The sequence below is a fragment of the Pseudomonas sp. Xaverov 83 genome (assembly GCF_019352905.1).
Lineage (GTDB): Bacteria > Pseudomonadota > Gammaproteobacteria > Pseudomonadales > Pseudomonadaceae > Aquipseudomonas > Aquipseudomonas yamanorum.
Genome location: NZ_JAAAFU010000011.1, coordinates 46419 through 73055 on the forward strand (window position 1 = coordinate 46419; position 26637 = coordinate 73055).

28 protein-coding genes are annotated in these 26637 nt (G+C 60.4%); 8 read left to right on the top strand and 20 right to left on the bottom strand.

All coding sequences use genetic code 11. The annotated features are described in order from the left end of the window. Positions 1-72: 72 nt before the first annotated feature. Genes rimK through K0H47_RS04665 form a run of 3 tightly spaced genes read right to left on the bottom strand, consistent with a single transcriptional unit; the run spans position 73 to position 2253 of the window. On the bottom strand, positions 73-978 hold the full coding sequence (gene rimK / locus K0H47_RS04655; RefSeq protein WP_003213178.1) for a 30S ribosomal protein S6--L-glutamate ligase: 906 nt from the start codon (positions 976-978) through the stop codon (positions 73-75). Further along, on the bottom strand, positions 975-1439 hold the full coding sequence (locus K0H47_RS04660; protein ID WP_371132397.1) for an ATP-dependent zinc protease: 465 nt from the start codon (positions 1437-1439) through the stop codon (positions 975-977). The genes rimK and K0H47_RS04660 overlap by 4 nt, the downstream gene beginning before the upstream one ends. A gap of 34 nt (positions 1440-1473) precedes the next feature. Next, positions 1474-2253, bottom strand: coding sequence for an EAL domain-containing protein (locus K0H47_RS04665; RefSeq protein WP_063033587.1), 780 nt, complete (start codon positions 2251-2253; stop codon positions 1474-1476). 116 nt (positions 2254-2369) lie between these two features. Here K0H47_RS04665 and K0H47_RS04670 point away from each other — a divergent pair, with 116 nt between their 5' ends. After that, positions 2370-2777, top strand: coding sequence for an RNA-binding S4 domain-containing protein (locus K0H47_RS04670; RefSeq protein ID WP_017478112.1), 408 nt, complete (start codon positions 2370-2372; stop codon positions 2775-2777). 42 nt (positions 2778-2819) lie between these two features. Here the strand turns inward: K0H47_RS04670 and K0H47_RS04675 are convergent, their stop codons facing one another. After that, on the bottom strand, positions 2820-3620 hold the full coding sequence (locus tag K0H47_RS04675) for a phosphatase PAP2 family protein (protein WP_093202875.1): 801 nt from the start codon (positions 3618-3620) through the stop codon (positions 2820-2822). A 125-nt stretch (positions 3621-3745) separates the two neighbouring features. Between K0H47_RS04675 and hslO the strand changes: the two genes are divergently transcribed. Together hslO and K0H47_RS04685 are read left to right on the top strand one after the other, a co-directional pair. Then, a complete protein-coding gene (hslO, locus tag K0H47_RS04680) occupies positions 3746-4648 on the top strand; it encodes an Hsp33 family molecular chaperone HslO (RefSeq protein ID WP_063033585.1) in 903 nt (300 codons plus the stop codon). A 179-nt stretch (positions 4649-4827) separates the two neighbouring features. Then, positions 4828-6369 (top strand): phosphoenolpyruvate carboxykinase, encoded by a 1542-nt coding sequence (locus tag K0H47_RS04685; RefSeq protein ID WP_218263184.1) that lies wholly within the window; start codon positions 4828-4830, stop codon positions 6367-6369. A 57-nt stretch (positions 6370-6426) separates the two neighbouring features. Here K0H47_RS04685 and K0H47_RS04690 read toward each other — a convergent pair whose 3' ends face one another. The 4 genes from K0H47_RS04690 to K0H47_RS04705 all read right to left on the bottom strand — a co-directional run bounded on the left by K0H47_RS04690 (position 6427) and on the right by K0H47_RS04705 (position 8743). Then, on the bottom strand, positions 6427-7278 hold the full coding sequence (locus K0H47_RS04690) for a DMT family transporter (protein ID WP_219272185.1): 852 nt from the start codon (positions 7276-7278) through the stop codon (positions 6427-6429). Positions 7279-7391: 113 nt separating this feature from the next. Then, positions 7392-7769 carry a DUF1493 family protein gene (locus tag K0H47_RS04695; RefSeq protein ID WP_177025823.1) on the bottom strand — a complete coding sequence of 126 codons (378 nt, stop codon included), beginning with the start codon at positions 7767-7769 and terminating at the stop codon, positions 7392-7394. Positions 7770-7979: 210 nt separating this feature from the next. Beyond that, on the bottom strand, positions 7980-8573 hold the full coding sequence (locus K0H47_RS04700; RefSeq protein ID WP_003213199.1) for a putative adenosine monophosphate-protein transferase Fic: 594 nt from the start codon (positions 8571-8573) through the stop codon (positions 7980-7982). Further along, positions 8573-8743 carry a YhfG family protein gene (locus K0H47_RS04705; protein WP_017478120.1) on the bottom strand — a complete coding sequence of 57 codons (171 nt, stop codon included), beginning with the start codon at positions 8741-8743 and terminating at the stop codon, positions 8573-8575. Before K0H47_RS04705 ends, K0H47_RS04700 begins: the two co-directional genes overlap by 1 nt. A gap of 209 nt (positions 8744-8952) precedes the next feature. On the opposite strand from K0H47_RS04705, the gene K0H47_RS04710 reads away from it, so the two are divergent. After that, complete coding sequence (locus K0H47_RS04710) at positions 8953-10890, top strand: ATP-dependent DNA helicase RecQ (protein WP_219272075.1); 1938 nt, start codon at positions 8953-8955, stop codon at positions 10888-10890. 22 nt (positions 10891-10912) lie between these two features. Beyond that, a complete protein-coding gene (locus K0H47_RS04715) occupies positions 10913-11344 on the top strand; it encodes a thioesterase family protein (RefSeq protein WP_219272076.1) in 432 nt (143 codons plus the stop codon). A gap of 132 nt (positions 11345-11476) precedes the next feature. On the opposite strand, the gene K0H47_RS04720 is transcribed toward K0H47_RS04715, so the two are convergent. The 4 genes from K0H47_RS04720 to K0H47_RS04735 form a co-directional block, all read right to left on the bottom strand. Beyond that, positions 11477-11953: a glycine zipper domain-containing protein gene (locus K0H47_RS04720; protein WP_017478123.1), complete on the bottom strand. Its 477-nt coding sequence runs from the start codon at positions 11951-11953 to the stop codon at positions 11477-11479. 322 nt (positions 11954-12275) lie between these two features. Continuing rightward, positions 12276-14624 (bottom strand): FdhF/YdeP family oxidoreductase, encoded by a 2349-nt coding sequence (locus K0H47_RS04725; protein ID WP_063033578.1) that lies wholly within the window; start codon positions 14622-14624, stop codon positions 12276-12278. Continuing rightward, on the bottom strand, positions 14621-15460 hold the full coding sequence (fdhD, locus tag K0H47_RS04730) for a formate dehydrogenase accessory sulfurtransferase FdhD (RefSeq protein ID WP_017478125.1): 840 nt from the start codon (positions 15458-15460) through the stop codon (positions 14621-14623). Before fdhD ends, K0H47_RS04725 begins: the two co-directional genes overlap by 4 nt. Positions 15461-15555: 95 nt before the next feature. Continuing rightward, positions 15556-16443 carry a LysR family transcriptional regulator gene (locus tag K0H47_RS04735; RefSeq protein WP_017478126.1) on the bottom strand — a complete coding sequence of 296 codons (888 nt, stop codon included), beginning with the start codon at positions 16441-16443 and terminating at the stop codon, positions 15556-15558. Between the two features lie 130 nt (positions 16444-16573). On the opposite strand from K0H47_RS04735, the gene lysM reads away from it, so the two are divergent. Then, positions 16574-17014, top strand: a complete 441-nt coding sequence (gene lysM / locus K0H47_RS04740; protein ID WP_177071060.1) for a peptidoglycan-binding protein LysM — start codon at positions 16574-16576, stop codon at positions 17012-17014. Between the two features lie 120 nt (positions 17015-17134). On the opposite strand, the gene yrfG is transcribed toward lysM, so the two are convergent. After that, the gene (gene yrfG / locus K0H47_RS04745; protein ID WP_010168969.1) at positions 17135-17797 is read right to left on the bottom strand and encodes a GMP/IMP nucleotidase; all 663 of its coding nucleotides are present in this window, start codon (positions 17795-17797) and stop codon (positions 17135-17137) included. Between the two features lie 87 nt (positions 17798-17884). On the opposite strand from yrfG, the gene nudE reads away from it, so the two are divergent. After that, positions 17885-18451, top strand: coding sequence for an ADP compounds hydrolase NudE (gene nudE, locus K0H47_RS04750; protein WP_003213218.1), 567 nt, complete (start codon positions 17885-17887; stop codon positions 18449-18451). Further along, entirely contained in the window at positions 18448-19284 is an 837-nt protein-coding gene (gene cysQ, locus K0H47_RS04755) for a 3'(2'),5'-bisphosphate nucleotidase CysQ (protein ID WP_017478129.1), read from the top strand. The genes nudE and cysQ overlap by 4 nt, the downstream gene beginning before the upstream one ends. A 112-nt stretch (positions 19285-19396) precedes the next feature. On the opposite strand, the gene K0H47_RS04760 is transcribed toward cysQ, so the two are convergent. Genes K0H47_RS04760 through rfbB form a run of 7 tightly spaced genes read right to left on the bottom strand, consistent with a single transcriptional unit; the run spans position 19397 to position 26481 of the window. Then, positions 19397-19852 (bottom strand): YiiD C-terminal domain-containing protein, encoded by a 456-nt coding sequence (locus K0H47_RS04760; protein ID WP_219272078.1) that lies wholly within the window; start codon positions 19850-19852, stop codon positions 19397-19399. 27 nt (positions 19853-19879) lie between these two features. After that, on the bottom strand, positions 19880-21265 hold the full coding sequence (locus tag K0H47_RS04765) for a sigma-54 dependent transcriptional regulator (RefSeq protein WP_063033574.1): 1386 nt from the start codon (positions 21263-21265) through the stop codon (positions 19880-19882). Beyond that, positions 21262-23070, bottom strand: coding sequence for an ATP-binding protein (locus K0H47_RS04770; protein ID WP_063033573.1), 1809 nt, complete (start codon positions 23068-23070; stop codon positions 21262-21264). The genes K0H47_RS04765 and K0H47_RS04770 overlap by 4 nt, the downstream gene beginning before the upstream one ends. Positions 23071-23106: 36 nt before the next feature. After that, complete coding sequence (rfbD, locus tag K0H47_RS04775) at positions 23107-23988, bottom strand: dTDP-4-dehydrorhamnose reductase (RefSeq protein ID WP_177025827.1); 882 nt, start codon at positions 23986-23988, stop codon at positions 23107-23109. Next, a complete protein-coding gene (rfbC, locus tag K0H47_RS04780; RefSeq protein WP_177025828.1) occupies positions 23985-24530 on the bottom strand; it encodes a dTDP-4-dehydrorhamnose 3,5-epimerase in 546 nt (181 codons plus the stop codon). Before rfbC ends, rfbD begins: the two co-directional genes overlap by 4 nt. Next, on the bottom strand, positions 24527-25402 hold the full coding sequence (rfbA, locus tag K0H47_RS04785) for a glucose-1-phosphate thymidylyltransferase RfbA (RefSeq protein ID WP_093202817.1): 876 nt from the start codon (positions 25400-25402) through the stop codon (positions 24527-24529). The genes rfbC and rfbA overlap by 4 nt, the downstream gene beginning before the upstream one ends. Continuing rightward, entirely contained in the window at positions 25399-26481 is a 1083-nt protein-coding gene (gene rfbB, locus K0H47_RS04790) for a dTDP-glucose 4,6-dehydratase (protein WP_093202813.1), read from the bottom strand. Before rfbB ends, rfbA begins: the two co-directional genes overlap by 4 nt. Between the last annotated feature and the right edge of the window lie 156 nt (positions 26482-26637).

The following is a 26637-nucleotide window of genomic DNA, read 5'->3' on the forward strand; positions in this document are numbered from 1 at the left end:
GACTGATCCACCGCCTTCGCGAGCAAGCCCGCTCCCACACTGGTTTTGCGGTGCTTTACAGGTTGGGAGTCCTCAACCTTTGCCTTTGGTCCTGGTCATATTCGGCCCACCACTCTTCTCCAGATGCTGAATGATGATCCCCGCCACATCCTTGCCGGTGGTGGTCTCAATCCCTTCCAGGCCCGGTGACGAGTTCACCTCCATCACCAGCGGCCCGTGATTGGAACGCAAGATATCCACACCCGCCACGCTCAACCCCATGACCTTGGCTGCCCGCAGTGCGGTCATGCGTTCTTCCGGGGTGATCTTGATCAGGCTGGCACTTCCGCCACGGTGCAGGTTGGACCGAAACTCACCCGGCTTGGCCTGGCGCTTCATCGCGGCGATCACCTTGTCGCCCACCACGAAGCAGCGGATATCCGCACCGCCAGCTTCCTTGATGTACTCCTGCACCATGATGTTCTGCTTGAGGCCCATAAACGCCTCGATCACCGATTCGGCCGCTGTCGCGGTTTCACACAGCACTACGCCGATACCCTGGGTGCCTTCCAGCACCTTGATCACCAGCGGTGCACCGTTGACCATCTCGATCAGGTCGGGGATGTCATCCGGGGAGTGTGCAAAGCCGGTGACCGGCAAACCAATGCCACGGCGCGACAGCAGCTGCAGCGAGCGCAGTTTGTCCCGCGAACGGGCGATCGCCACCGATTCATTGAGGGGAGAGACCCCCATCATTTCAAACTGGCGTAGCACTGCGCAGCCATAGAACGTCACCGAAGCACCGATACGCGGGATCACCGCATCGAAGCCTTCCAGCGGTTTGCCCCGGTAGTGGATCTGCGGCTTATGACTGGCAATGTTCATATAGGCGCGCAACGTATCGATCACCACCATCTCATGGCCACGTTCGGTGCCGGCCTCGACCAGGCGACGGGTGGAATACAGACGCGGGTTACGCGACAGCACAGCGATCTTCATGCAGCACCTGTGGCAGAGGTAGTAGAGACCGGGAACACCGGCTTGTCTTGAACGTATTTGACGCCGGGACTGACCACCAGTTGGCCGTCAATCAGGGCCTTGGAGCCCAGCAACAGGCGGTAACGCATGGCCTTGCGGCAGGCGAGGGTGAATTCTACCCGCCATACCCGATCGCCCAGGGCCAGGGTGGTGCTGATCACATACCGCACCTGGGCCTGGCCATTGGAGCTTTTAATGGTTTTCATCGCCACCAGCGGCGCTTCGCAGCGTCGGTGACGCAGTTGCACCACGCTGCCCAGGTGCGCGGTGAAGCGCACCCACTTTGCACCGTCGCGCTCAAATGGCTCGATCTCGGTCGCATGCAGGCTTGAGGTACTGGCGCCGGTGTCGATCTTGGCGCGCAGGCCTGCCACTCCCAAGTCGGGAAGTGCCACCCACTCACGCAGACCCACAACGGTCAAATGGTCAAATGTCTTCAATATGAATAACCAGCAATTAATTCGCCCAGGCCTCGGGTGATACCTTGGCCAGGGCTTTGAATGCAGGCTTGGCGAACCAGTAGCCTTGCATCAGGAAAATTCCACAGTCGGCGAGAAAGTCTCGTTCGCCGGCACTTTCGATGCCTTCGGCGATGACAGTAACGCCCAACTGCTCACAGATTGTGACAATCCCCCGGACGATCACCTGACGGACACGATCACGGTCGACATCGCGGATCAGCGCCATGTCGAGTTTGATCAGGTCAGGTTGGAAATCGGCCAGCAGATTCAGCCCCGAATAGCCCGCCCCGAAATCGTCGATGGCGGTCTTGAAGCCGAATTCGCGGTATTCACGCAGAATATTCGTCAAATGGCGATAGTTATCTACGTGCTCGCTTTCCAGTGTTTCGAAAATCAGGCGGTCCAGCGGAAAATTGTGCGCGCGAGCTGCCTCCAGGGTGCTGCGAATGCAAAGTTCCGGCCGGTACACCGCGTTGGGCATGAAGTTGATTGAAAGGTGCGTCTGCATGCCCAGTGTCGAGGCGGTGGCAATCGCCTTGGTGCGGCATTGCTGGTCGAAACGGTAGCGATTGCTGTCGTTGACTTGATCCAGCACCGACAACGCGCCCTCACCGTTGACCCCGCGCACCAGGGCTTCATGGGCAAAGATCGACTGGTCCCGCAGGTCCACGATAGGCTGATACGCAAAATCAAACTCAAAACCCAGCGGTTCACTTTGCTGGCAACCCGCACAGCCTTGTTTGGGTGAGGTGAGTGAAACAGGAAAGTCGGTCACACGTTAACCTCGCGAAAACAGGATACTGCCTGGCGTATCTTAGGTGAGGTGAAGGGTTTATGCGTTGAAGGGGTTCAACGGTAAAGTTGCGACATTTTTCAGAGCGAGGAATTCAAGTGGCTCAGAAGCAGGAAGAGGAAGAAAAAGTCCGTTTGGACAAGTGGTTGTGGGCGGCGCGCTTCTTCAAGACCCGCGCCCTGGCCAAAGCGGCCATCGAGAGTGGCAAGGTGCATTGGCGCGGTGAGCGTTGCAAGCCCGGCAAGGAGCCGCGCATCGGCGATGAGTTCCAGATCCGTGCCGGGTTTGATGAGCGAACCGTCGTGGTCCAGGCGCTTTCAATTGTGCGAAAGGGCGCTCCCGAGGCGCAGGCGTTGTATACCGAAACCGAAGCCAGCATCGCCAAGCGCGAAAACGCGGCGGCCATGCGCAAGGCGGGCTCCCTGGGCATGACCACCGACGGCAAGCCGAGTAAGAAACAGCGGCGCGACCTGTTCAAGTTTCGCGGCAGTGGTAATGATGATTAACCGGCAGACTGCAGGAGCCAGGCCGGCTCCTGCAACTTCAACTCAAACGCTGCGAATCACGCTCAAGCGATTAACCAGCGGCACTCGCTGAAACCACTCAAACACCGGTCCCGTCAGCCGCAACAGCCCCCCTGAAACTTTCGCCGCAAAGGGCGTGTAGTAACCCCAACCCAGCGCCAACAGCGCCAGCAATACCCCGCCGATATAGTCGTCCTGCCCCCAATGCGCGCCGGCCACCAGCCGCGGCATCATGAACAGCAGCGCCAGGCCCCAGATCACCAGGACGTGCCCGAGGCGCTTGGCGAACACGCTCATGAACATCCCCCAGATCAACAGCACCGAAGCATGATCCCCCGGGAAGCTCTGGCTGGAGCGGTCCTTCAATTCCCACGTTTTCTCAAGGCCTGGAAAATAGTCGCTCATCTGAATCGCCCCGCTGATCACCATCGACGGGCTATGGTGTTGCCAGCCCATCTGCGCTGCCAGCTTGGAAAACAGCATGCGGATAAACAACAACAGCAGCAGAATGCCCAGGAATCCAAAAAACGCCTGGCGCACTTCAATCGCCTTGAACACCCAGTCGCCGCGGATCAACAGCGCCAGCAGAATCACCCCCACCACGGCATCAAACGGGCGCAAACTGGCCACCGCCCACACATGCAACCACGCCTGGCTGCTCGCCAAGGGGTCGTTGAGCAGATGAAACAGCCACTCGTCGAAAACCACACAGAGCGCCTGGCCCGCTGGCCAGAGCCAAAAACACAGCAGCCCCACAGCGAATAAATTGCACAGGGCCAATCGCCCGAGGTTCCACCTGGCTTGGAACAAACCCGGATTGTTCATAAACTGTTTCCTCTTTGCTTTAAAGCGCTTCGTTTTCCTGGAGAAGGCCGCACCAAAATGGTGCTAAAGCGTGTAATTCTATAAACGTTGTCATCTTTTTGTCATCAATTCAGATACCCAGACCTATGACTGATCTACCGGATACCGACTTCACCCAACGCTTCATCTTCGACGACAGCGACGCCCGTGGCGAACTGGTCGCCCTGGAGCGCAGCTATGCCGAAGTCCTCGCCAAGCACCCCTATCCGGAGCCGGTCGCGCAATTGCTCGGCGAGCTGATGGCGGCTGCCTCGCTGCTGGTGGGCACCCTGAAGTTCGATGGCTTGCTGATCCTGCAGGCCCGTTCCGAAGGCCCGATCCCGCTGCTGATGATCGAATGCTCCAGCGAGCGTGAAATCCGTGGCCTGGCCCGATACGACGCGGACCGGATCGCTCCCGATGCCACCCTGGCTGACCTGATGCCTGACGGCGTGCTGGCACTGACCGTCGACCCGACTGAAGGCCAGCGTTACCAGGGCATCGTCGACCTCGACGGCGAAACCCTGTCCGACTGCTTCACCAACTATTTCGTGATGTCCCAGCAAGTCGGCACCCGCTTCTGGCTGAACGCCGACGGCAAGCGCGCCCGTGGCCTGTTGCTGCAACAATTGCCGGCCGACCGTATCAAGGATGAAGAAGACCGTGCCGACAGCTGGGCCCATATCACCGCCCTGGCCGGTACCTTGAAAGCCGAAGAACTGCTGGGCCTGGACAACGAAACCATCCTGCACCGCCTCTACCACGAAGAGGCCGTGCGCCTGTTCGACGTGCAATCCCTGCACTTCCACTGCAGTTGCTCCCGCGAGCGTTCGGCCACGGCCCTGGTCAGCCTGGGTCTGGAAGATGCGCAGGCCCTGGTGGTGGAACACGGTGGCAACATCGAGATCGACTGCCAGTTCTGTAACCAGCGCTACCTGTTCGACGCCGCCGATATTGCTCAATTATTCGCCGGCGCGGGCGTAGACACCCCTTCAGGCACCCGCCACTAAAACGTTTAAGCACAGGTAAATCACCTGACAAACGCCGGATTTCCGCCGTTCTGACCGGAGGGCCCTACTCTTTTTGGGCTTTTCTGGCATAATCCGGCCCACTTTTTTCGCGGTAGTAGTGCGCAACTTTCTACTACAAAACGTTTGGAGCACTCGGCCACTGGCCGACGGGGAACCTCATGACGCAAGCCAATAACGCCGTATACACCGATCTGAGTGTTGACGATCTGGTCAAAGAAGCCCTGCAGCGCGGTGAAGGCGTGCTTGCCGATACCGGCGCGCTGGTCGTAGAAACCGGTCATCGTACCGGCCGTTCGCCAGTCGACCGCTTCATTGTTGAAGAGCCTTCCACCCAGGCTGCCATTGCCTGGGGCCCGATCAACCGCAAGTTCCCGGCCGACAAGTTCGATGCCCTGTGGGCTCGCGTCGAGGCATTCAACAACGCGCAAGAGCATTTCGTTTCCCACGTTCACGTAGGGGCTGCAGAAGACCACTACCTGGCCGTGAAAATGACCACCCAGACTGCCTGGCAGAACCTGTTCGGTCGTTGCCTGTTCATCAACCCGGCCCAGTACAACCCGGCCGGTCGTGAAGAGTGGCAAGTGCTCAACGTGGCCAACTTCGAATGCGTGCCAGAGCGTGACGGCACCAACTCCGACGGTTGCGTGATCCTTAACTTTGCCCAGAAAAAAGTGCTGATCGCCGGCATGCGTTACGCCGGTGAGATGAAAAAAGCCATGTTCTCGGTGCAGAATTTCCTGCTGCCAGCCTCCGATGTTCTGCCGATGCACTGCGCTGCCAACATCGGCGAAGCAGGCGACGTGACCCTGTTCTTCGGCCTGTCCGGCACGGGTAAAACCACCCTGTCCGCCGACGAAAGCCGCTACTTGATCGGCGACGACGAACACGGCTGGGGCGAAGGTGTTGTGTTCAACATCGAAGGCGGTTGCTATGCCAAATGCATCGACCTGTCCGAGAAGAACGAGCCGGTTATCTGGAAAGCCATCAAGCACGGCGCCGTGCTGGAAAACGTCGTCATCGATGACGCCAAGCACGCCGACTACGCTGACGTCAGCCTGACCCAGAACAGCCGCGCCGCCTACCCGCTGGAACACGTTGCCAAGCGCTCCGAGAAAAACCTCGGTGGCGAGCCAAACGCTGTGATCTTCCTGACCTGCGACCTGACCGGCGTACTGCCGCCAGTCTCGATCCTCAGCGAAGAACAAGCGGCCTACCACTTCCTGTCCGGTTACACCGCACTGGTGGGCTCGACCGAAATGGGTTCGGGCGCCGGCATCAAGTCGACATTCTCCACCTGCTTCGGCGCGCCGTTCTTCCCGCGCCCGGCCGGCGAATACGCAGAGCTGCTGATCAAGCGCATCCGCGGCTTCGGCTCCAAGGTCTACCTGGTCAACACCGGCTGGACCGGCGGTGGCTACGGCGTTGGCAAGCGCTTCAACATCCCGACCACCCGTGGCGTGATTGCAGCGATCCAGAGCGGTGCGTTGATTGGTGCCGAGACCGAGCACCTCGATACCATCAACCTGGACGTGCCATTGGCTGTACCGGGCGTCGAGACTGGCCTGTTGAACCCACGTAACACCTGGGCTGACAAGGCTGCCTACGATGAAGCGGCGAAAGCGCTGGCGGGTCTGTTCATCGAGAACTTCAAGAAGTTTGAAGTGAGCGACGCGATCAAGGCTGCGGGTCCGAAGTTGTAAGATTCGGCCGTTGTGAAAAAGCCGCCCCTTGTGGGCGGCTTTTTTGTGGGCGTAGAATTAGTCGACGAGGTGCAATACCACAGCTCCGACCAACACCAGCACCACACCGGTTATTTGCACTGCCGACAGCCGTTCCTTGAAAAACACAAACCCCAGAATCGCCGCGATCCCACCGGATAGCGTGCTGATCACTGTCACCACGGAAACAGACCCCGCCATCGCACCCCACGAGAATGCCGAGAATCCACCCAGGTTCATCACGCTCGCGCCGGTCAGCGTTGCGCAGTTTTTCAGCGGCGGGATTTTCAGGCCGTCTTTGACTTTGAGCACCATCAACACCAATACGCATAGCCCTACCAGGTAACCCAGCCAAAGCATCGTGACCGGGCCAAGCGTCGGCAGGGTGTAACGACCCTGCACCCAAAAACTGGTGCCGTAGAGCAACGCTGCGAGCATCGCGTAGCCGATCGAGCTGCTGGAGTTGTTGTGAGGCACGCCGTTGGCCTTGTGGATACTGGAAAGGATCACACCCACCACGCACAGGGCGATGCAGCCGAGCTGGCTCAGGCTGATGTGTTCGCCGCTGGCCCATGACAGCAACGTAGTCACCACGCCGTAGGACGTCACTAGAGGCGCGACGATGGCCGCTTTGCCCAGAGCGAAGGCCTTGGACAGTGCGAGGGCGCCGGAGACGGTCAGCAGGGCTGCTGCGGCGCCCAGGAGCCAGACACTCAAAGGCGCCGCGAGGGATTTGACGAGGAAGGCCGGGAATATGACCAGCAGCAGGGTCATGATCAGGAAGCCCAGGGCCTGGCCGAAGTACACCGCGCGTTTGACGCCGACGGCTCGGGCGTTCAGGCCGACGAGGAAGTCCGTGCCGCCCCAGAGCAGGGCGGCCAGCAGGCCCATTAGTACGTCCATGTAAGGTCCTTGTTATTTTTTGAAGGCTGCGCTGTATTGGCTTATAGGTGTGTGACTGTTCGGGCCTCATCGCGGACAAGCCCGGCTCCCACATTAGATCTTTAGCGTGTTTGAGGTGTGTGTTCGCTCAGGTTTTCCAGGGTTTGAGTGTCCCAGCGGTGTGTCTTGATCGCGAGGTAAAGCATACCGATGGTCAGCGGGATTTTGTCGCCGCGGCCTTTGGCTCGGTGTTTCAGGAATACGTCGAAGACGGGAGGTTGGAAGTAACGATAAGCGTCGAAGTCGTTCAGGTCTACGGCGAAGTCTTGTTCCAGCGCTTCCATGAATTGATTGGCTTCGGCGCCGTCGCAACCCAGGTCCAGGTTGATGGCCGTTTCAAGGCGCAGCGTCTTATGTTCGGGCAGGCCAATTTCCTCATGCAGCAGTTGCAAGAGCTGTTGCATGGCAAGGTCTTCAGGAAAGTTGGGGGCCAGGTTCATGGTGGTTACACGAGAGTTGGTGGAGGCGACTGACTTTATCGATCGAACCGTGATCCTTCAAACGAAACAGGTCAAATGTGGGAGCCGGGCTTGCCCGCGATGGCGGTGTGTCAGTGGTAGAGGTGTTTTCTGACACTCCGCTATCGCAGGCAAGCCAGCTCCCACATTTTTAGCTGTGTGGTTGCTCGGGTGGTGTTCGCTTGACGGCGGCTAGCGCGGGGTACTGATACACCGCTCAAAAATCGCCTCCAACCCTCGATAGTCACACGCCACCGCATCGATATTCGCCGGTATCCACGCCGCATTCTTCACCAGCCACCAATTCACCGAAAACCCGGCGTTGACGATGATCTGCTCGAACAGAATCCGCTGCGCCCGGCCGTTCCCTTCGCGAAACGGGTGGATCACGTTGAGGTCGCCATAGGCCTCGGCAATTTGCGTCACCAACTCTGCCTGCGTCACCCCGACAAACCAGTTGGCCTGCGCCATGTGCTGGATGATCTTGCTCGCCTCAGGCGGGATACGCTCCGGTGTGCAGAACAGCGTGTCGCCTTTCTGGATGTTGACCGTACGCAGTTCCCCGGCCCATTCGTAAATGTCTGCGAAAAGGGTGCGGTGGATGTGTTGCAGGCGTTCCAGGTCGTAGGGCGGCGGATACAGCGGAAGGCTGCCGACGGCAATTTCAGACAATTCCCGTTCGGCCTGGTGCAGGCGTTCTTCGTCGAACAAATCGAGGCGGTTGCGCAGGACGCTGCTACCGGGGTAGCAGTACGGGTCCTGGCCCACGCCATATTTGTCGAGCATCAGCGTGGGGTGTTGCGGTACTTGGCGAGGACGGCTTCGCGGGTCGGCAGGGGTTTGTCGACGTCGGCGGGCTGGGTGTCGAACCCTTCCAGGCGCAGGCTGGCCAGGTAGTTGGAACGGCGGATCTTGTGGTAGTGATCCTGCTTTTGCTCAAACGTCAGTTCGGCCATGACAGCGTCCTCTCGGTGCGAAGCTTGATTGTAGCGCAATGAGTTTCGAGATGCGTCCTGCGTAAGGTCGGAACGTTTCTCACGGGTGCCTACTCCACTTCCCAGGCTGTGTATCATCCAGACTCTTTTTTCCTTGCGACCTTTCTCGATTCGCTGAATGCGCTGGTCTATGTTTTGGGCTCGTTCAGCGGTCAATGGAGTGACAGCTTATGCACAATACCCTCCAACAGGTCTTTGGTTATCCACAGTTTCGTTTGGGCCAGGAGGCGGTGGTCAGTGCCGTGCTGGCCGGTCGTTCGGCGGCGGCGATTTTCCCCACCGGTTCCGGCAAGTCCCTGTGTTATCAACTTTCCGCCGTGCTGCTGCCGCACCTGACGCTGGTGGTGTCGCCGTTGCTGGCGTTGATGCAGGATCAGTTGGGTTTCTTGCAGCGCCACGGTATCTCGGCGGGCAGCATCGACTCGGCCCAGAGCCGCGATGATGCCAATGACGTCATGGCCCGGGCGCGCTCGGGCGAGCTGAAAATCCTGATGGTTTCCGTGGAGCGTTTGAAGAACGAGCGCTTTCGCAACTTCCTGCAAAGCGTGCCGATCTCGCTGCTGGTGGTGGACGAAGCTCACTGTATTTCCGAGTGGGGCCACAACTTTCGTCCGGACTACCTGAAGCTGCCGGACTACCAGCGTCAGTTCCGCATTCCCCAGGCGCTGTTGTTGACTGCCACGGCGACGCCCAAGGTGATCGCCGACATGCAGGCCAAGTTCGCCATTGCACCGGACGATGTGATCACCACCGGCTTCTACCGCTCCAACCTAAACCTGCTGGTGGAGCCGGTCAGCGGCCAGGACAAACGCCGCCGTCTGGTGGAATGGATGAAGGAGCGGGCCAATCAGCCGAGCATCGTCTACGTCACCCTGCAGAAAACCGCCGAACACATTGCCGAGCATTTGAATCGCAACGGCATCCAGGCCGAGGCTTATCACGCGGGCTTGGCCCACGATAAACGCGAGGGCATTCAGAAGCGGTTCATGGGCGGCCAGTCCAATTGCATCGTCGCCACCATTGCTTTCGGCATGGGCATCGACAAGAGTGATATCCGCAATGTGGTGCACTTCGATCTGCCCAAATCCATCGAGAACTACAGTCAGGAAATCGGCCGGGCCGGGCGTGACGGGCAGCCATCTGACTGTCTGGTGTTGGCCAACCGCGACAGCCTGAATATCCTGGAAAACTTTGTGTACGGCGACACGCCGGAGCAGGAAGGGATTCGCCGCGTTCTGGAGGAAATACAGGCGGTCCGTGGTGATGGGCAATGGGAGTTTTTGCTTCGGTCACTGTCGGACCACAGCAATATCCGTGAACTGCCTCTGAAGACCTTGCTCGTGCAGCTTGAGCTCAAGGGCGTAATCGCGCCGCGCTACGCGTTTTACGCCGAGTACCGTTTCAAATATCTGATTGAGCCGGACGCATTGCTGGCGCGCTTTTCTGGCGAACGGCAGCAGTTTGTCGCGGCGATTATCCAGGTCTGTAAAAGGGCAAAGACCTGGGCGACGGTGGATTTCGACGCGCTGTATCAACAGCATCAGGCCGAGCGCAGTCGGGTGGTGAAGGCCCTGGATTACTTCCAGGAGCAGGGCCTGATCGAGATGGAAAGCAAGCAGATGACCGAGGTCTACGCGCTGCTGAATACCGACTTTGATCCACAGGCGCTGAGTACGGAGTTATACACAGGCTTCAAGCAGCATGAGGTGACGGAGGTGGCGCGGATTCACGCCATGCTGGATCTGTTCGCTACGCAGGAGTGCCTGGGGTACCGCCTGGCGCATTACTTCGGTGATGAAAACGCGCCCCGGCAATGCGGGCATTGTTCGGTGTGCCACGGTAACGTCGCCCACTTGCCAACGCCGCCGAGCTTGCCGCCGCTTGTGGATAAAAACTTTCAGGCGTTGTGCGGTGAATTTATCCACAGGCATCATGAATACAACGGCCACTTGCCGGGTGCTGAGCGTTTGACCCGGTTCCTGGGCGGGATCAGCGTGCCGTTGTTTACCAAGCTGAAGGCGCGAACTATTCCTGGTTTCGCCGCACTTGAGGAATATCCCTACGCCGAGGTGCGTGAATGGGCCGAAGCTCATTTGAACGACCTGTAACTTCACTGACCGAGATCTTTCCATGTCCGACTCAATGCCACAGCGCGCCGATTATCGCCACTTCCAGCCAATCATCACGCGCTGGCACGACAACGATGTATATGGCCACGTGAATAATGTCACCTACTACAGCTTCTTCGACACGGCGGTGAATACCTACCTGATCGAGCAGGGCGGGTTGGATATTCATGACGGCGAGGTGGTGGGATTCGTGGTGAGTTCGGCGTGCGACTACTTCGCCTCGATCGCCTTTCCGGACCGCATCGAGATCGGCCTGCGGGTGGGCAAGCTGGGCAACAGTTCGGTGCAGTATGAGTTGGCGGTGTTCAAGGCGGGCGAAGAGGACGCCTGTGCTGCGGGGAGGTTTGTGCATGTGTTTGTGGATCGGGCGTCGAACCAGCCGGTGAGGATTCCAGAAGCGCTGCGAGGTGCCTTGCAGCGCTTGGTGGCTTAACGCCGCTTATGTGGGAGCTGGCTTGCCTGCGATAGCATCGCCGCGATTTGGCTGATACACCGAGGCGACTGCATCGCAGGCTAGCCAGCTCCCACACTATTTTGCTACGTTTTCCGGAAGGTATTTCCAGTCTTAGCGGTGGCGATTGTGATGCTTGTTGCGATGCCCATAAGCATGGCCGCGCCCGCGATGGTCGTCGCGGTCATAGCGGCGGTTATCGCGCCCACGGTAACGACGATCATCGTCATCGCTCTTGTTGCCCATGTAGTTGCCCAGCGCGCCACCAGCGCCACCGCCGGCGGCTGCGCCGATCAGGCTGCCGGTGCTGCCGCCGACACTGCGGCCTACAACGTTACCGCCGGCTGCGCCCAATGCGCCGCCAATGGCAGCTTCGCCGCGGCTGCGCTTGTCTGCGCCGACCGCACTGCCGCCTGCGCCGCCAAGAGCCGCACCGATGGCTGAACCGGTGTTACCGCCCAGTTGCTGACCTACGACCGAACCTAGAACCCCGCCCAATGCGCCGCCCACACCGGCTTCGGTGGTGCCACCGGCCATGGCTGCGCCACTGACCAGGCCAAGGGACAACAAGAGAATCGAGGAGAACTTCATAGAGGAACCTCAAGAGGATGACGGCGCGATCCTGAGGTTGTATCGAGACGGTGACAATCGAAACCCGACCAGTGGTATGAGTTGTATACAATTCTCTAAGTTGCTGTTTTTTATGGGGAACTTAAGTTGTATTTGCGAGTCTTTAGTTACTTCGGAACGGCCGCTTTTATGCAAAAGCGGCCTTTTTTGTGCCTGTAAAAAACTCGGGTGCTGTCTGTGGCGAGGGAGCTTGCTCCCGTTGGGTTGCGCAGCGGCCGCAAAATTTCTACGGGCGCTACGCACCCGAACGGGAGCAAGCTCCCTCGCCACAATGAGGTGTCGCTTAGGCCGACTTCGCCATGATCAAGCCGGTTGCACTCGCTGCTTCCAGGCGGATCGCCACAAACTTCGAGGTTGGCGTATGGCTGCCATCCCCAGTGCTTTCCAGCGGCACCAGCGGATTCACTTCCGGGTAATAAGCCGCAGCCTGGCCCGCCGGAATATCAAACGCCAGCAAGGTAAAGCCCTTCACCCGGCGCTCACGGCCGTCATCCCAGATCGACACGATATCGGCCTTCTGCCCCGGCTTGAAGCCCAGGCGGATGATGTCGGCTTCGTTGACGAACAACACATCCCGCTGGCCCTTGACCCCGCGATAGCGGTCGTCCAGGCCATAAATCGTGGTGTTGTACTGATCGTGGGAGCGCATCGACTGCATGATCAGGTCTGGCAATTGCCCGGTGTTGCGGGTGCGTTCGTGCACCAGGTCCTTGGGCAGGATATTCGGGCGGAAGTTGGCACGGCCCGACGGGGTGTTCCAGCGACGTGCACCGGCCGAGTTGCCCAGGTAGAAACCGCCCGGGTTTTTCAGGCGTTCGTTGAAGTCCTTGAAGCCTGGAATGGTGTCGGCGATCAGGTCGCGAATGCGGTCGTAATCGGCCACCAGCCAGTTCCAGTCCACCGGCTTACTGCCCAATGTAGCGGCGGCAATGCCCGCCAGAATCGCAGGCTCGGATTTCATCTGTTTCGACAATGGCTGCAGCTGGCCGTTGGAGGCATGGACCATGCTGAAGGAATCTTCCACGGTCACCGCTTGCGGGCCTTCGGCCTGGATGTCGATGTCGGTACGGCCCAGGCATGGCAGGATCAACGCGTCCTTGCCGTGCATCAGGTGGCTGCGGTTGAGCTTGGTGCTGATCTGCACGGTCAGGTCGCAATTGCGCAGTGCTTCAAAGGTGCGCGGGCTGTCCGGCGTGGCTTGGGCAAAGTTGCCACCCAGGCCGATAAATACCTTGGAGCGGCCTTCGAGCATGGCGTGAATTGCTTCCACCACGTTGTGGCCATTGTCCCGCGGTACCTGGAACTGGAAGCGACGCTCCAGGGAGTCGAGGAACGCCACCGGTGGCCGTTCGTTGATGCCCATGGTGCGGTCGCCCTGCACGTTACTGTGGCCACGCACCGGGCACAGGCCTGCGCCCGGGCGGCCGATGTTGCCGCGCAGCAGCATCAGGTTGGCGATTTCCTGGATGGTCGGCACCGAGTGGCGATGTTGGGTGATGCCCATCGCCCAGCACATGATCACGTTCTTGCCTTTGGCGTACATGCGCGCCGCTTGCTCGATCTCCACCAGGGTCAGGCCGGACTGCTCGACGATCTCATCCCATGAGGTGTCGTCGATCTTGCCCAGGTAATCCAGCACGTTGGCGGTGTGTTCATTAAGGAAGTCGTGGTCGAACACGGCCTCTTTGCCTTCGGCCTGGGCCTGGCGTTCCCACAGCAGCAGGAATTTGGCCATGCCCCGTAGAATGGCCATGTCGCCACCCAGCGCCGGGCGGAAGTAGGCGGTGTTGGTTGGCTTGTCACCGTTGGTGAGCATTTCCAGCGGGTGTTGCGGGTGCTGGAAACGTTCCAGGCCACGCTCTTTCAGCGGGTTGATGCACACCACCTGGGCGCCGCGTTTTACCGCTTCGCGCAGTGGCTCCAGCATGCGTGGGTGGTTGGTGCCGGGGTTCTGGCCCCAGACGAAAATCGCGTCTGCATGCTCGAAGTCATCGAAGGTTACGGTGCCTTTGCCCACGCCCACGCTTTGCGCCAGGGCGACGCCGCTGGCTTCGTGGCACATGTTCGAGCAGTCCGGGAAGTTGTTGGTGCCGTAGGCACGCACGAACAGTTGATACAGATAAGCCGCCTCGTTGCTGGCCCGGCCCGAGGTATAGAACTCGGCCATGTCCGGGTTTGGCAGCGCATTGAGGTGCTTGCCGATCAGGTCGAAAGCCGATTCCCAGCTGATGGGCTTGTAACGGTCGGTTTCGGCGTCGTAGCTCATCGGCTCGGTCAGGCGGCCCTGATATTCCAGCCAGTAGTCGCTCTGCTCCAGCAGCGCGCTGACGCTGTGCTTGGCGAAGAAGGCCGCGTCGACCCGACGCTTGGTGGCTTCCCAGTTGACTGCCTTGGCGCCGTTCTCGCAGAACTTGACCATGCCGCTTTCCGGCGAATCACCCCAAGCGCAGCCCGGGCAGTCGAAGCCGCCGTTCTGGTTGGTCTTGAGCATCATGCGGATGTTTTTCAGCGCGTTGTCGCTGGTCAGCCAGGCTTGCGCCACGCTGATCAGGGCGCCCCAGCCACCCGCCGGGCCTTTGTAGGGCTTGTAGCGCGGGGTGGGTTTGTCGTCGGCTTGATGATGAGTGCTCACGCTTGATTCTCCATCGCAGGGCTATAGACCCGCGGCGCACTTTTCTGCGGCAGGTGGATGAGATTGAGGTTGTGCCGGCGGGCCCATTGCAAGGCCAGGCCGGTGGGTGACGACAGGCTGACCAAGGTCTGGATGCCAGCGCGCAATACTTTCTGGATCAGTTCGAGGCTGCAGCGACTGGTGACAATCGCCAGGCCGCCGTCGGTCGGGATCTTTTGGCGAATCAACGCGCCGATCAGCTTGTCGAGGGCGTTATGCCGGCCGATGTCTTCACGGCCCAGCAGCAATTCGCCCTGATTGTTCATGAAGACTGCCGCATGCACTGCGCCGCTGTACTGGCCCAGCGGTTGAAACGCGCTGATGCGTTGGCGCAGGCCATCCAGCCATTCGGCGGGCGGCAGGGGCGCGCCGGGCAGCACCTTGAGGTCGGGCAGCGCTTGCTCCACGGCTTCTACGCCGCACAGTCCACAGCCGCTGGTGCCAGCCAGTTGCCGGCGCTGCTGCTTCATATTCCAGAAGGCGCGGCTGGAAATCTGCACCTGAGCGTATTGGGTCGAGCCCGAACCGCTGATTTTCAGGTCATAAATGTCGCTAACGTCTTCGATGATGCCGCTACCGATGCTGAAGCCGACAATGAAGTCTTCAAGGTCAGTTGGCGTCACCAGCATCACCGCCTGGCTGATGTCGTTATAGGCAATCGCCAACGCCACTTCCTCGGCGAGCGCGGTGCTGGCCGATTCGGTGTGTTCGAGATTACAAAACTGGTAGCTCTGGCTGGCGGCGGGCGCGGGCGTTTCGAGGGCGGGCGCCGCGCAAACTGGGCGCTGGGCGTTCATTGGGCATTACCACCGGAAGTATTCAGCTGTAAGACTAGGCGCGACAAAGGGTCGCGTCTAATCGTCAGTACTGATCTACCGATAGATGCTGTCGATCAAGGCTCCAGCAGCGATTTCTGGTACAGCGCAAAACACGCTTCCGCCAGCGCCGAGCGGGGCGCACTGCGGCGCATGATCAGCCCGAGGCGAGCCAGCGTGTGAGCGTCTTCAATGGGTTGCAGGCGCAGGTGCTCGGTGAGGGCATCGAGGCCGCCGTCCAGTGGCATCACCGCGCAACACAGGCCGCCGTGCACAGCTTGTAACAATTGATGGACGGCATCGGTCTGCAACAGCGGCTGCGGGTTGAGGCCACGGCTGTGGAAGTTGTGGTCGATGGACTGGCGAAAGTGCATGCCGCTGGTGAGCATGCCCAACGGCAGTTCGATCAGCGCTTCCCAGCTCAGGGGCTTGTCACCGAAGCTGAAGAACCGTTGGTCGTACAGCAGGCCCATGCGGGTTTCGCCTAGGGCCAGGGAGTCGAAACGCTCGGCGTCCAGGCGTTCGAGGTACGACACGCCGAGGTCCAGGCGGTTGCTCGCCAGTTGTTCGAGGATTTGCTCGGAGCTTAACGCGGACAACTCAAAGCGCAGGCTCGGGTGTTCCTTGTGCAGCTTCTGCATCAATGCCAGTGGATCGAAACTCGACAACGGCACCACCCCCAGGCGCAACGTGCCCACCAGATTGCCGCGACACGCCGCCGCCTCGGCCTGCAAACCGTCGTAGGCCGCCAGCACCGTGCGCGCCCAGGCCAGCACGCGTTCGCCGGGGGCGGTAAAGCCTTCGAAGCGCTGGCCGCGATTGACCAGCGGCAGCTGCAGCTCTTCTTCCAGGCTGCGCAGGCGCATCGACAGGGTCGGCTGGGTAATGTGGCAGCGCGCCGCCGCTTGGCCAAAGTGACGGGTTTCGTCGAGGGCGATGAGGAATTTCAGCTGTTTGATGTCCATCTTCGCTCCGGGCTTATTCCAATGCGGTGGGATTCTAGCGTGTTTGGGTCTTTGGTCAGGCTGGAACCCAATTCTGTAGGACTGGTCTAGTCTTTGGCATCTGGAAATTAAATCCCAAGGAGAGCGCACCATGAGTATTTTTAGCTTTGTTAAGGAAGCGGGCGAGAAGCTGATTGATCTGTTGACGCCGGGTAATGCCAACGCGAGCGAGCAGTTAAAGGATCACGTGGCCAAGGTCGGGTTGGGTAACCCCAATGTGCAAACCTCCGTCGACGGTGACAAGGTGACCGTGACAGGTGAAGTCGCCAGCCAGGAAGAGAAAGAGAAGATATTGCTGGCGCTGGGCAACATCGCCGGCGTTGCGAGTGTTGATGACCAGATCACTGTTTCCGGTCCGGTTGTCGCTGCCGCCCGCTTTGTAGTGGTGAAAAAGGGCGACACCCTGAGTGCGATTTCGCTGGCGGTGTATGGCAACGCCAACCAGTACAACAAAATCTTCGAGGCCAACAAGCCGCTGCTGTCCCATCCGGACAAAATCTACCCAGGGCAGACGCTGCGTATTCCTGAGTAATACGCGGACCCAATGTGGGAGCGGGCTTGCTCGCGAATGCGGTGTGTCAGCCACTGAATATATTGACTGATCCACCGCTTTCGCGAGCAAGCCCGCTCCCACATTGGATATTCAGCGTTGTTACAAACCTACGATCAATTCCCGGTAATCCCCAACCGCTGCAAACTCCGCCGTGTCCTTGGGCCCCTTCCGGCTGTCCGGTTCCTTCACCGCCAGCAAGTGCCCCACGCCAAAGTCCCGAGCGCTGCGCAGGATCGGCAAGGTGTCATCGATAAACAGGCTGCGGGCCGGGTCGAAGGCGATGTCGGCGTGCAGGGCGTCCCAGAACTGTGGGTTTTCCTTGGCAAAACCATAGTCGTGGGAACTGATCAGTCGCTCGAAATAAGGCGCCAACTCGATGCGTTCCAGCTTCAACGACAGCGAATCCCGATGGGCGTTGGTGATCAGGATCACCCGCTTGCCGGCCTGTTTGATCGCCGCCAGGAACGTATCGGCATCCGGGCGCAAGGCGATCAGGTGCGCGGTTTCCAGCTTGAGTTCGCGCACCGGGATCTTGAGTTCGGCGCTCCAGAAATCCAGGCAATACCATTGCAACTGTCCGGCGTTACGCTCGAACAGTGGTTGCAACTCCATCTCGGCCATGGCCCGGCTCACACCATGCAACTCGGCATAGCGCTGGGGCAGGTGCTCCATCCAGAAATGGTTGTCGAAGTGCAGGTCGAGCAAGGTGCCGTCCATGTCCAGCAGGACGGTGTCGATGGCGTGCCAGGGCAATGGAGGCATAAAGATCACTCATGTAAGAAAAGATATCCGACACAGACAATCGGAAAAGCCACGGTATAGTAACCCGATCACGCCAAGGAGCCGCTCATGCGCCAGAAACCCACCGTCCTCGCCCGCGAAATAGTCGCCAGTAGCCGTTTGTTCCGCGTGGAGGAAGTGCAATTGCGCTTTTCCAATGGCGTGGAGCGGACCTACGAGCGCCTGGTGGGCCGGGGGGCCGGTTATGGCGCGGTGATGATCGTGGCGATGATTGACTCGGACCATGCGTTGCTGATCGAAGAATATTGCGGCGGCACCGACGAGTATGAGCTGTCACTGCCCAAGGGCTTGATCGAACCGGGCGAAGACGTGTTGGCGGCAGCAGACCGTGAGCTCAAGGAAGAAGCCGGTTTTGGCGCCCGACAGTTGGAACACATCACCGAGCTGTCGCTGTCCCCCGGCTACATGAGCCAGAAAATCCAGGTGGTGCTGGCCACCGAACTGTATGAAGAACGCCTGGAAGGCGACGAGCCGGAGCCCATGCGTGTCGACCGGGTCAACCTGCGGGAGCTCTCGCAGTTGGCGCAGAACGAGCAGTTCAGCGAGGGCCGTGCCTTGGCGGCGCTGTATCTGGTGCGCGACCTGTTGACTCAACGCGGGGCGTTCCAGCCATGAGCGAACTGTTCCTGGGTCACCCGTTTATTGCCCCCGTGATCGAATTGGCCCGCCAGGCCGGTGAAGTCATCCTGCCGTATTGGCGCGCCGATGTTGCCGTGACCACCAAGACCGATGATTCACCGGTCACCGCCGCCGATCTGGCTGCCCATCACTTGATCCTCGCCGGGCTTACTGCCCTGGACCCGAGCATTCCGGTGCTCTCGGAGGAAGACGCCGACATTGACCAGAGCGTGCGTGCCGGTTGGCAGCGCTGGTGGCTGGTGGACCCGCTGGATGGCACCAAGGAATTCATCTCCGGCAGCGAGGAGTTCACCGTCAACATCGCCCTGATCGAAAAAGGCCGCGTGGTGTTCGGCGTAGTGTCGATGCCCACCAGCGGTCGGTGCTACTTCGGTGGTGCCGGTCTGGGTGCCTGGCGTTCCGATGTGGGCGCTGCGCCCAAGCAAATCCAGGTGCGCCAGACACCGGCGACGGGTGAAGCGTTTACCGTGGTTGCCAGTCGTCGCCACACGAGCCCTGAACAGGACCGCTTGCTCGCTGGCTTGAGCGCCGGATTGGGTGAGTTGAAGCTGGCGAATATCGGCAGTTCATTGAAGTTTTGCCTGTTGGCCGAAGGCAGCGCCGATTGCTACCCGCGTCTGGCGCCGACCTCGCAGTGGGACACCGCTGCGGCACAGGGCGTACTGGAAGGGGCGGGTGGTGAGGTGCTGGAATTGAATGGGCAGCCGTTCAGCTATCCGGCGCGGGAGTCGCTACTGAATCCATTTTTTCTGGCTCTTCCGGCCAAGGCGGAGTGGCGTGAGCGGTTGCTGACCCTGGCCCGGTCTTAAACACAACATCGATCAAAATTGTGGGAGCGGGCTTGCTCGCGAAAGCGGTCTTTCAGTGCCAGATGTATCAACTGACAGATTGCATTCGCGAGCAAGCCCGCTCCCACATTTATTATGTGTGCAGAACGTACTGCCCGATAAAGGTCACGGCCCGCTCTTCACTGCCCTCATTGACGATCCACGTCTCCAGCGCCAGGCGCGCCCGACCATAACGCTTATAGGTCGCCAAAAACCGCTTCCACACCTTCTCATCAGGTGCCGGGCAAATCGCCGTCGCATCGGTACTCACCGGCAGCGGATAACTGATCTGCCCTTCCTGAATCACGATGTGCCCGTCTTCGATCCCTTCCTCACGCAACTGCAAATGCAACCAACCCCAACCCGCAAGCACGGCGCCGCAATACAGGCTGCCACCAAACATGGTGCTCTTGTGGTTGATGTTGGCGTCCAGCGGCAAGTGCAGTTGCAGTCGCCGGTCCTGCCAGTCGATAACCTTGAGGCCCATTTCCCGGGTCAAGGGAATGTCGTGGTGAAGGATCGACTCCAGGTAACGGCTATCGCGACTCATGGTGGCCTCGTGGCAGGTGGAAAAGGGTCATTCGTCGTCAGCGTGACTGTTGCCGCTGTCAGCGAAATTCAGTCCGTGCTTGCGCAGTTTGTCGTGCAGGGTTTTACGCGGCACACCGAGGGCTTCGGCAAGACTGCGCATGGAGTTGTGGGTGCGTGCCAGCTCTGCGGCGATCAGGCTTTTTTCAAACTGCTCAACCTGTTCGCTCAACCCCCCGGGCGTGCTGGTCAGGAGACTGGCTGAAGGGCTGTCCGAGGTGCTGTCCAGCGCCAGCTCAAGGCCCAGGGCGAAACGCTCGGCGGCGTTTTGCAGCTCGCGCACATTGCCCGGCCAGCTGTGACGCAACAGCAGCGCGCGTTGCCCCGGTTGCAGCTCTTTCATCGGTAGCCCATGGCGGGTGCTGGCTTCGTCGGCAAAGTGCTGGAACAGCATCAACGCATCCTCGCCCCGCTCACGCAGCGGCGGAATGCGCAGCGGCGCGACGTTGAGGCGGTAATACAAGTCGGCCCGGAATCGCCCCTGGTCGGCAGCTTGGCGCAGGTCTTCCTTGGTGGCGGCGATGATGCGGATATCCAGCGGGATCAGCTGATTGCCGCCAAGACGTTCCACCACGCGCTCCTGCAACAGTCGCAGCAGCTTGACCTGCACATCCAGGCTCATGCTTTCGATTTCGTCGAGAAACAGCGTGCCGCCATTGGCGAATTCGAATTTGCCGATGCGCCGCTTCTGGGCGCCGGTGAAGGCACCTGGCTCATGGCCAAACAACTCGCTTTCCACCACCGACTCGGCCAGTGCGCCGGCGTTGATCGCCACAAACGGGCCGGTGCGCCGGTTCGACAGATCGTGCAGCGCACGGGCCACCACCTCTTTGCCGGCGCCGGTCTCGCCGAGGATCAACACGTCAGCCTTGGTCGCCGCCAAAGCACCAATCTGTTCGCGCAGGCGCAGCATTTGCGGGGAGTGCCCCACCAAGCGGGTGCTCAATTGTTGGCGGTCGCTCAAGGCCAGGCGCAGGCTGCGGTTGTCCAGCACCAAACGGCGCAAGGCCAAGGCACGGCGCACGCTGTCGAGCAGGGCGTCGCTGGCGAAAGGTTTTTCCAGGAAGTCATAGGCGCCGGTACGCATCGCTTGCACCGCCAGTGGCACGTCGCCGTGGCCGGTAATCAGCAGCACCGGCAGTTCCGGGTCCTGGGCGTGGAGCTCCCTCAACAGTTCCAGGCCGTCCATGCCGGGCATGCGGATGTCGCTCACCACAACCCCCGGCCAGTCCCGGGACAGGCGCGCGGTCAAGCCTTGGGCTTCGCCGAGAGTCAGGACCTTCAGCCCGGCCAGGTCCAGGGTCTGGCACAGGGCCTGACGCAGGTGTGGATCATCGTCGATCAACACCACCTGAATCTGGTTATCGATACTCATACACTGCGGTCCTCGGACGGTTGCAGACTGACACCCGGTGCTCCGGCGCGCAGTTTCAAGGTTAACAGCGCGCCGCCTTCCTTGTGGTTGGCGAACAACAGTTCACCGCCAAAGGCGCGCATCAGGGTGTCGCAGATCGCCAGGCCCAACCCCAGGCCCTGGGTGCGGGTCTTGGTGGTGTAGAAGGGCTCGCTGGCGCGGCCCAAGGCTTCCATACAGAACCCCGGGCCGTTGTCGCGAATGTACAGGTTGACGCCCTGTTCGGTGGTTTGGGCACTCAACCAGAGTTTGCGCGGCGGGCCTTTTTCGGTCAGGGCGTCCAAAGCGTTGGCCAGTAGGTTGCCCAGCACCTGGCGCAGGCGGGTTTCGCCGGCTGCGACCCACAAGGTGGCTTCGGGCAAATCGCGGATCAACTCGACTTCCATGGACCGCCTGCGCTTGGCCAGCAGCGCCAGGGCATCGTCCAGGGCCGGTTGCAGGGCCACACTTTCCGGTGCGTGGCGGTCGCGTCGGGCGAAGGCGCGCAAGTGGGCGATGATCGAGGCCATGCGCCCGGTCAACTCGCTGATCAGCTTGAGGTTGCCACGGGCGTCGTCGGTGCGTTGGTGGTCCAGCAGGATCCCGGCGTTTTCCGCGTAGCTGCGAATCGCCGCCAGGGGCTGGTTGAGTTCATGGCTGATACTCGCCGACATGGTACCCAGCGCCGACAATTTGCCGGCCTGCACCAAGTCATCCTGGGCGCGCACCAGTTCCTGCTGGGCATGTTCACGTTCCAGCACTTCCTGTTTCAAGCGCCGGTTGAGGCCTTCCAGGTCGCTGGTCCGCTCGATCACGCGCATCTCCAGCTCGCGACGGGCCTTGGCTTCGAAGGCGATGCGTTCCAGGTAGTGACGACGGCGCTGCATTATCAGGCCGAGCAACAGCATCAGCACCAGCAGGGCGGCGCCACCCACCGCGACCACGGTACGCACCGGGCGGCTGATCAAGGTACGGGGCGCGAGAATCTCGACTTTCCAGCCGGTTTCGGCGATGTCCGTGGATTGGCGCACCCACGCCGTCGGGCTGAGGCTCAGCGGCTGCGGGTCGCGGGTCGGATAGGGCTGGATGGCGATGATGGCGCGGCGTTCTTCGTCCGTCAGCGGCCGGGTGGCGCGGAATCGCCATTGCGGGCGCGAGGTGAGGATCACCACGCCGTTATGGTCGGTCACCAGCAGTTGTTCCGGTGTGTTGCCCCACAGGCTTTCGGTGTGGTCCAGGTCGACCTTGACCACCAGCACGCCGATGATCCTGTCGCCATTGCGCACGGCGGCGGCGAAGAAGTAGCCGCGCTTGGCCGAGGTGGTACCCAGTCCGAAGAAGCGTCCCAGGCGCCCGGCCATGGCTTCGCTGAAGTACGGGCGAAAGGAAAAATTACGCCCGACGAAGCTGTCCTGCTTGTCCCAGTTGGACGCGGCGAGGGTCTTGCCGGTGGTGTCCATCAGGTACATCACTTCCACCCCGGCCTGGGCGGCGACGTCCTTGAGCAGGTGGTTGGCGTTGACCAGGTTGGTGCTGACCTGGGGCGCATCGATGGCGGTGCGCAGGGCCGGCAGGTCGCCGAGAATTTGTGGCAACACTTCGTAGCGGTGCAGGGTGCCCAGCAGGTTGGCGACGTACAGGTCCAGCGTCTGACGGTTCTGACCGGCCAGTTCGCTGCGGTAATAACGCTCGGCCAGGTGCTCCAGCGGCCACAACAACGGTGCCAGGCACAGCGCCAGCAACGCCAGGCTGCGCCAGCGGGGTCTTCGTGGAAGGGGTGGAGTCATGGGAGTCATGCGCCTGTGGGTACAAGCGCATTATGCCTAGTGCTGCTCGGCAAGACACTCGCGCAATGCGTCGTGCCACTGCGGTTGCGAGACGTGCCACTGCTGTTGCAGGCGGCTGCAATCGAGGCGCGAGTTCAACGGTCGCTTGGCCGGGGTCGGATAGGCGCTGGACGGAATCGGTTCCAGCTCGGCGCAGGCACGGCCGCTGGCCCGCAGTTGCTCGCCGATGGCCTGGGCAAAACCAAACCACGAGGTCTCGCCTTGGGCGGTCAGATGATAGACACCCCAGTCCCCGGCCTGGCCTGCTTGCCAGCGTTCGATCAAGGCACGGGTGCTGTTGGCGATGGTCCCGGCCCAGGTTGGCGCGCCGATCTGGTCGGCGACGATGCGCATCTGCGGCTTTTCCTGCAGCAAGCGCTGCATGGTCAGCAGGAAGTTCTTGCCGTGGGTCGAGTAGACCCAACTGGTGCGCAGAATCAGGTGTTCACCGCCGACTGCGGCGATCGCCTGTTCACCGGCCAGCTTGCTTGCGCCGTAGACGCCCAGCGGGTGGGTGGCGTCGCCCTCGTTGTAGGGCACAGCCTTGCTGCCGTCGAATACATAGTCGGTGGAGTAGTGGATCAGCGGGATGCCCAGTGCCTTGGCTTCCTCGGCGAAAACGCCGGGCGCGGTGGCGTTGATGGCGAAGGCCACGTCCGGTTCGCTCTCGGCTTGATCCACCGCCGTGTGGGCGGCGGCATTGATGATCAGGCCGGGGCGATGGGCCTGCACTTGCTGGCGGATCTGCTCGGGATGGGTCAGGTCCAGCTGGTCTCGGCCCAGCACGATCAACTCGCCCAGGCCCTGGAGGCGCTGTTGCAGCTCCCGGGAGACCTGGCCGTGTTGGCCGCTGATGAGGATTTTCAGGGGCGCGGTCATGGGAACAGGTCGGCTTCTTTCAGGCTTTTACCGTTCTGGTCCTTGGCGGACAAGGTCGGCGTGCCGATCAGTTGCCAGTCGATGTTGAGGTCCTGATCGTCCCAGCGAATGCACCGTTCTGCCGAGGGCGTGTAGTAATCCGTAGTTTTATAAAGGAACTCGGCGTAGTCGCTGAGCACCACAAAACCATGGGCAAATCCCGGTGGAATCCACAGCTGGCGATTATTCTCGGCGGACAAGCGTGCGCTCGCCCATTTACCGAAGTTCGGTGAGCTGCGGCGGATATCCACCGCCACGTCCAGCACTTCACCAGCGGTTACACGCACCAGTTTGCCCTGGGCGTGCTCAACCTGATAGTGCAGGCCACGCAGCACACCTTTTTGCGAGCGCGAGTGGTTGTCCTGCACGAACTCTTGTTGCAAACCAGTCGCCTGGGCGAAAGCCCGAGCGTTGAAACTTTCATAGAAAAAGCCGCGCTCATCGCCAAAAACCTTCGGCTCGATGATCAAGACACCGGGCAGTTCAGTGGCGGTTACATTCATTTAGTTTCTCCAGCGAGAGTGAACAAGTATTGACCATAGCCGGTTTTGCCAAAATATTTGGCCCGTTCCAGCAGGTGATCACGGTCGATCCAGCCGTTCTCGTAAGCGATTTCTTCCAGGCACGCCACTTTCAGACCTTGGCGGTGCTCGATGGTCTGCACGTACGTCGAGGCTTCCAGCAGGCTGTCGTGGGTGCCGGTGTCGAGCCAGGCAAAGCCACGGCCGAAGCGTTCCACATGCAGGTCACCGCGCTGGAGGTAAGCGTTGTTGACGTCGGTGATCTCCAATTCGCCACGTGGCGATGGCTTGACCGCCTTGGCGATCTTGATCACGTCGTTGTCGTAGAAATACAGGCCGGTCACCGCGTAGCTCGACTTCGGCTTGGCGGGTTTTTCCTCGATGGAAAGCGCGCGGCCCTCGCTGTCGAAATCAATCACGCCGAAACGCTCTGGATCCTTGACCCAGTAACCGAACACCGTGGCACCGGACGGGCGCTCAGCAGCCGTGCGCAGTTGGTCGCCGAAGTGTTGGCCGTGGAAGATGTTGTCGCCCAGGATCAAGCACACCGGATCATCACCGATAAACTCTTCGCCAATCAAAAACGCCTGGGCCAGGCCGTCCGGGGACGGCTGCTCTGCATAGGTGAAGCGCACACCAAACTGGCTGCCGTCGCCCAACAGATTGCGGTATTGCGGCAAGTCCACCGGGGTGGAAATCAGCAGAATGTCCTTGATCCCGGCCAGCATCAGCACCGAGATCGGATAGTAGATCATCGGCTTGTCATACACCGGCAACAGCTGCTTGGATACGCCCAAGGTAATAGGGTGCAAACGAGTGCCGGAGCCACCGGCCAATACGATTCCCTTCATCATGCGATCAAATCCTTAACGTCAGTGTTGCCCAATCGTTCGCCCTGATAACTGCCGTCCTGGACCCTGCGGCACCATTCCAGATTATCGAGGTACCACTGCACGGTTTTGCGCAGGCCGGTTTCAAAGGTTTCTTCAGGCACCCAGCCCAGTTCGCGTTCGATCTTGCTGGCATCGATCGCGTAGCGCTGGTCGTGGCCCGGACGATCCTTGACGAAGGTGATCAGGTCGGTAAATTTTTCAACGCCGGCCGGACGCTGAGGGGCCAGCTCTTCCAACAGGCCGCAGATGCTGCGCACCACGTCGATATTCTTCTGCTCGTTATGGCCGCCGATGTTGTAGGTCTCGCCTACCACACCTTCAGTCACCACTTTGAACAGCGCGCGGGCGTGGTCTTCGACGAACAACCAGTCGCGCACTTGCAGGCCATCGCCATATACCGGCAACGGTTTACCGGCCAGGGCATTGAGGATCACCAGCGGGATCAGCTTCTCGGGGAAGTGGAACGGCCCGTAGTTGTTCGAGCAGTTGGTCAGCAATACCGGCAGGCCATAAGTGCGCTGCCAGGCGCGTACCAGGTGATCGGACGCGGCCTTGCTCGCGGAGTACGGCGAGCTGGGCGCGTAAGGCGTGGTTTCGGTGAACAGGTCATCGACGCCATGCAGGTCGCCATACACTTCATCGGTGGAAATGTGGTGGAAGCGGAAGGCGCTTTTGGCCGGCTCTTCCAGCTTCTGCCAATAGCCGCGCGCAGCCTCCAGCAAGCTGTAGGTGCCAACGATGTTGGTCTGGATAAAATCCGATGGGCCGTCGATGGAACGGTCCACATGGGACTCGGCCGCCAGGTGCATGATCGCGTCGGGCTCAAAGCGCGCCAGCACGGCGCTGACGGTGGCCTGGTCGATGATGTCGGCCTGGACGAACTCATAGCGGCTGTTGTTCGCGACGCTGGTCAGCGACTCGAGGTTGCCTGCATAGGTGAGTTTGTCCAGGTTGAGCACTTCGTGCTCGGTGTGTTGAATCAGGTGCCGGATCAGAGCGGAACCGATGAATCCGGCGCCGCCGGTGATAAGAATGCGCATGTCGGAAGCCCTTTTCCTTAGACGGACATTAAGCGAATGGAGCATAGCTTGAGTTGTGGCGCGAGACGGCGCAAGGGGTGATGGCAATTTGCGTGCCGAAACACCGCATTTGCAGGGGTTGCATAACCCCCCGTTAACAATGGCGATATAAGCGCC

Coding starts and splice junctions, on each gene's coding strand:
- rimK (WP_003213178.1), bottom strand. CDS start 978: ATGAAGATCGCTGTGCTGTCGCGTAACCCGCGTCTGTATTCCACCCGT.
- K0H47_RS04675 (WP_093202875.1), bottom strand. CDS start 3,620: ATGAACAATCCGGGTTTGTTCCAAGCCAGGTGGAACCTCGGGCGATTG.
- hslO (WP_063033585.1), top strand. CDS start 3,746: ATGACTGATCTACCGGATACCGACTTCACCCAACGCTTCATCTTCGAC.
- K0H47_RS04685 (WP_218263184.1), top strand. CDS start 4,828: ATGACGCAAGCCAATAACGCCGTATACACCGATCTGAGTGTTGACGAT.
- K0H47_RS04690 (WP_219272185.1), bottom strand. CDS start 7,278: ATGGGCCTGCTGGCCGCCCTGCTCTGGGGCGGCACGGACTTCCTCGTC.
- K0H47_RS04695 (WP_177025823.1), bottom strand. CDS start 7,769: ATGAACCTGGCCCCCAACTTTCCTGAAGACCTTGCCATGCAACAGCTC.
- K0H47_RS04700 (WP_003213199.1), bottom strand. CDS start 8,573: ATGCTCGACAAATATGGCGTGGGCCAGGACCCGTACTGCTACCCCGGT.
- K0H47_RS04705 (WP_017478120.1), bottom strand. CDS start 8,743: ATGGCCGAACTGACGTTTGAGCAAAAGCAGGATCACTACCACAAGATC.
- K0H47_RS04710 (WP_219272075.1), top strand. CDS start 8,953: ATGCACAATACCCTCCAACAGGTCTTTGGTTATCCACAGTTTCGTTTG.
- K0H47_RS04715 (WP_219272076.1), top strand. CDS start 10,913: ATGTCCGACTCAATGCCACAGCGCGCCGATTATCGCCACTTCCAGCCA.
- K0H47_RS04720 (WP_017478123.1), bottom strand. CDS start 11,953: ATGAAGTTCTCCTCGATTCTCTTGTTGTCCCTTGGCCTGGTCAGTGGC.
- fdhD (WP_017478125.1), bottom strand. CDS start 15,460: ATGAACGCCCAGCGCCCAGTTTGCGCGGCGCCCGCCCTCGAAACGCCC.
- K0H47_RS04735 (WP_017478126.1), bottom strand. CDS start 16,443: ATGGACATCAAACAGCTGAAATTCCTCATCGCCCTCGACGAAACCCGT.
- lysM (WP_177071060.1), top strand. CDS start 16,574: ATGAGTATTTTTAGCTTTGTTAAGGAAGCGGGCGAGAAGCTGATTGAT.
- yrfG (WP_010168969.1), bottom strand. CDS start 17,797: ATGCCTCCATTGCCCTGGCACGCCATCGACACCGTCCTGCTGGACATG.
- nudE (WP_003213218.1), top strand. CDS start 17,885: ATGCGCCAGAAACCCACCGTCCTCGCCCGCGAAATAGTCGCCAGTAGC.
- cysQ (WP_017478129.1), top strand. CDS start 18,448: ATGAGCGAACTGTTCCTGGGTCACCCGTTTATTGCCCCCGTGATCGAA.
- K0H47_RS04760 (WP_219272078.1), bottom strand. CDS start 19,852: ATGAGTCGCGATAGCCGTTACCTGGAGTCGATCCTTCACCACGACATT.
- K0H47_RS04765 (WP_063033574.1), bottom strand. CDS start 21,265: ATGAGTATCGATAACCAGATTCAGGTGGTGTTGATCGACGATGATCCA.
- K0H47_RS04770 (WP_063033573.1), bottom strand. CDS start 23,070: ATGACTCCACCCCTTCCACGAAGACCCCGCTGGCGCAGCCTGGCGTTG.
- rfbD (WP_177025827.1), bottom strand. CDS start 23,988: ATGACCGCGCCCCTGAAAATCCTCATCAGCGGCCAACACGGCCAGGTC.
- rfbC (WP_177025828.1), bottom strand. CDS start 24,530: ATGAATGTAACCGCCACTGAACTGCCCGGTGTCTTGATCATCGAGCCG.
- rfbA (WP_093202817.1), bottom strand. CDS start 25,402: ATGATGAAGGGAATCGTATTGGCCGGTGGCTCCGGCACTCGTTTGCAC.
- rfbB (WP_093202813.1), bottom strand. CDS start 26,481: ATGCGCATTCTTATCACCGGCGGCGCCGGATTCATCGGTTCCGCTCTG.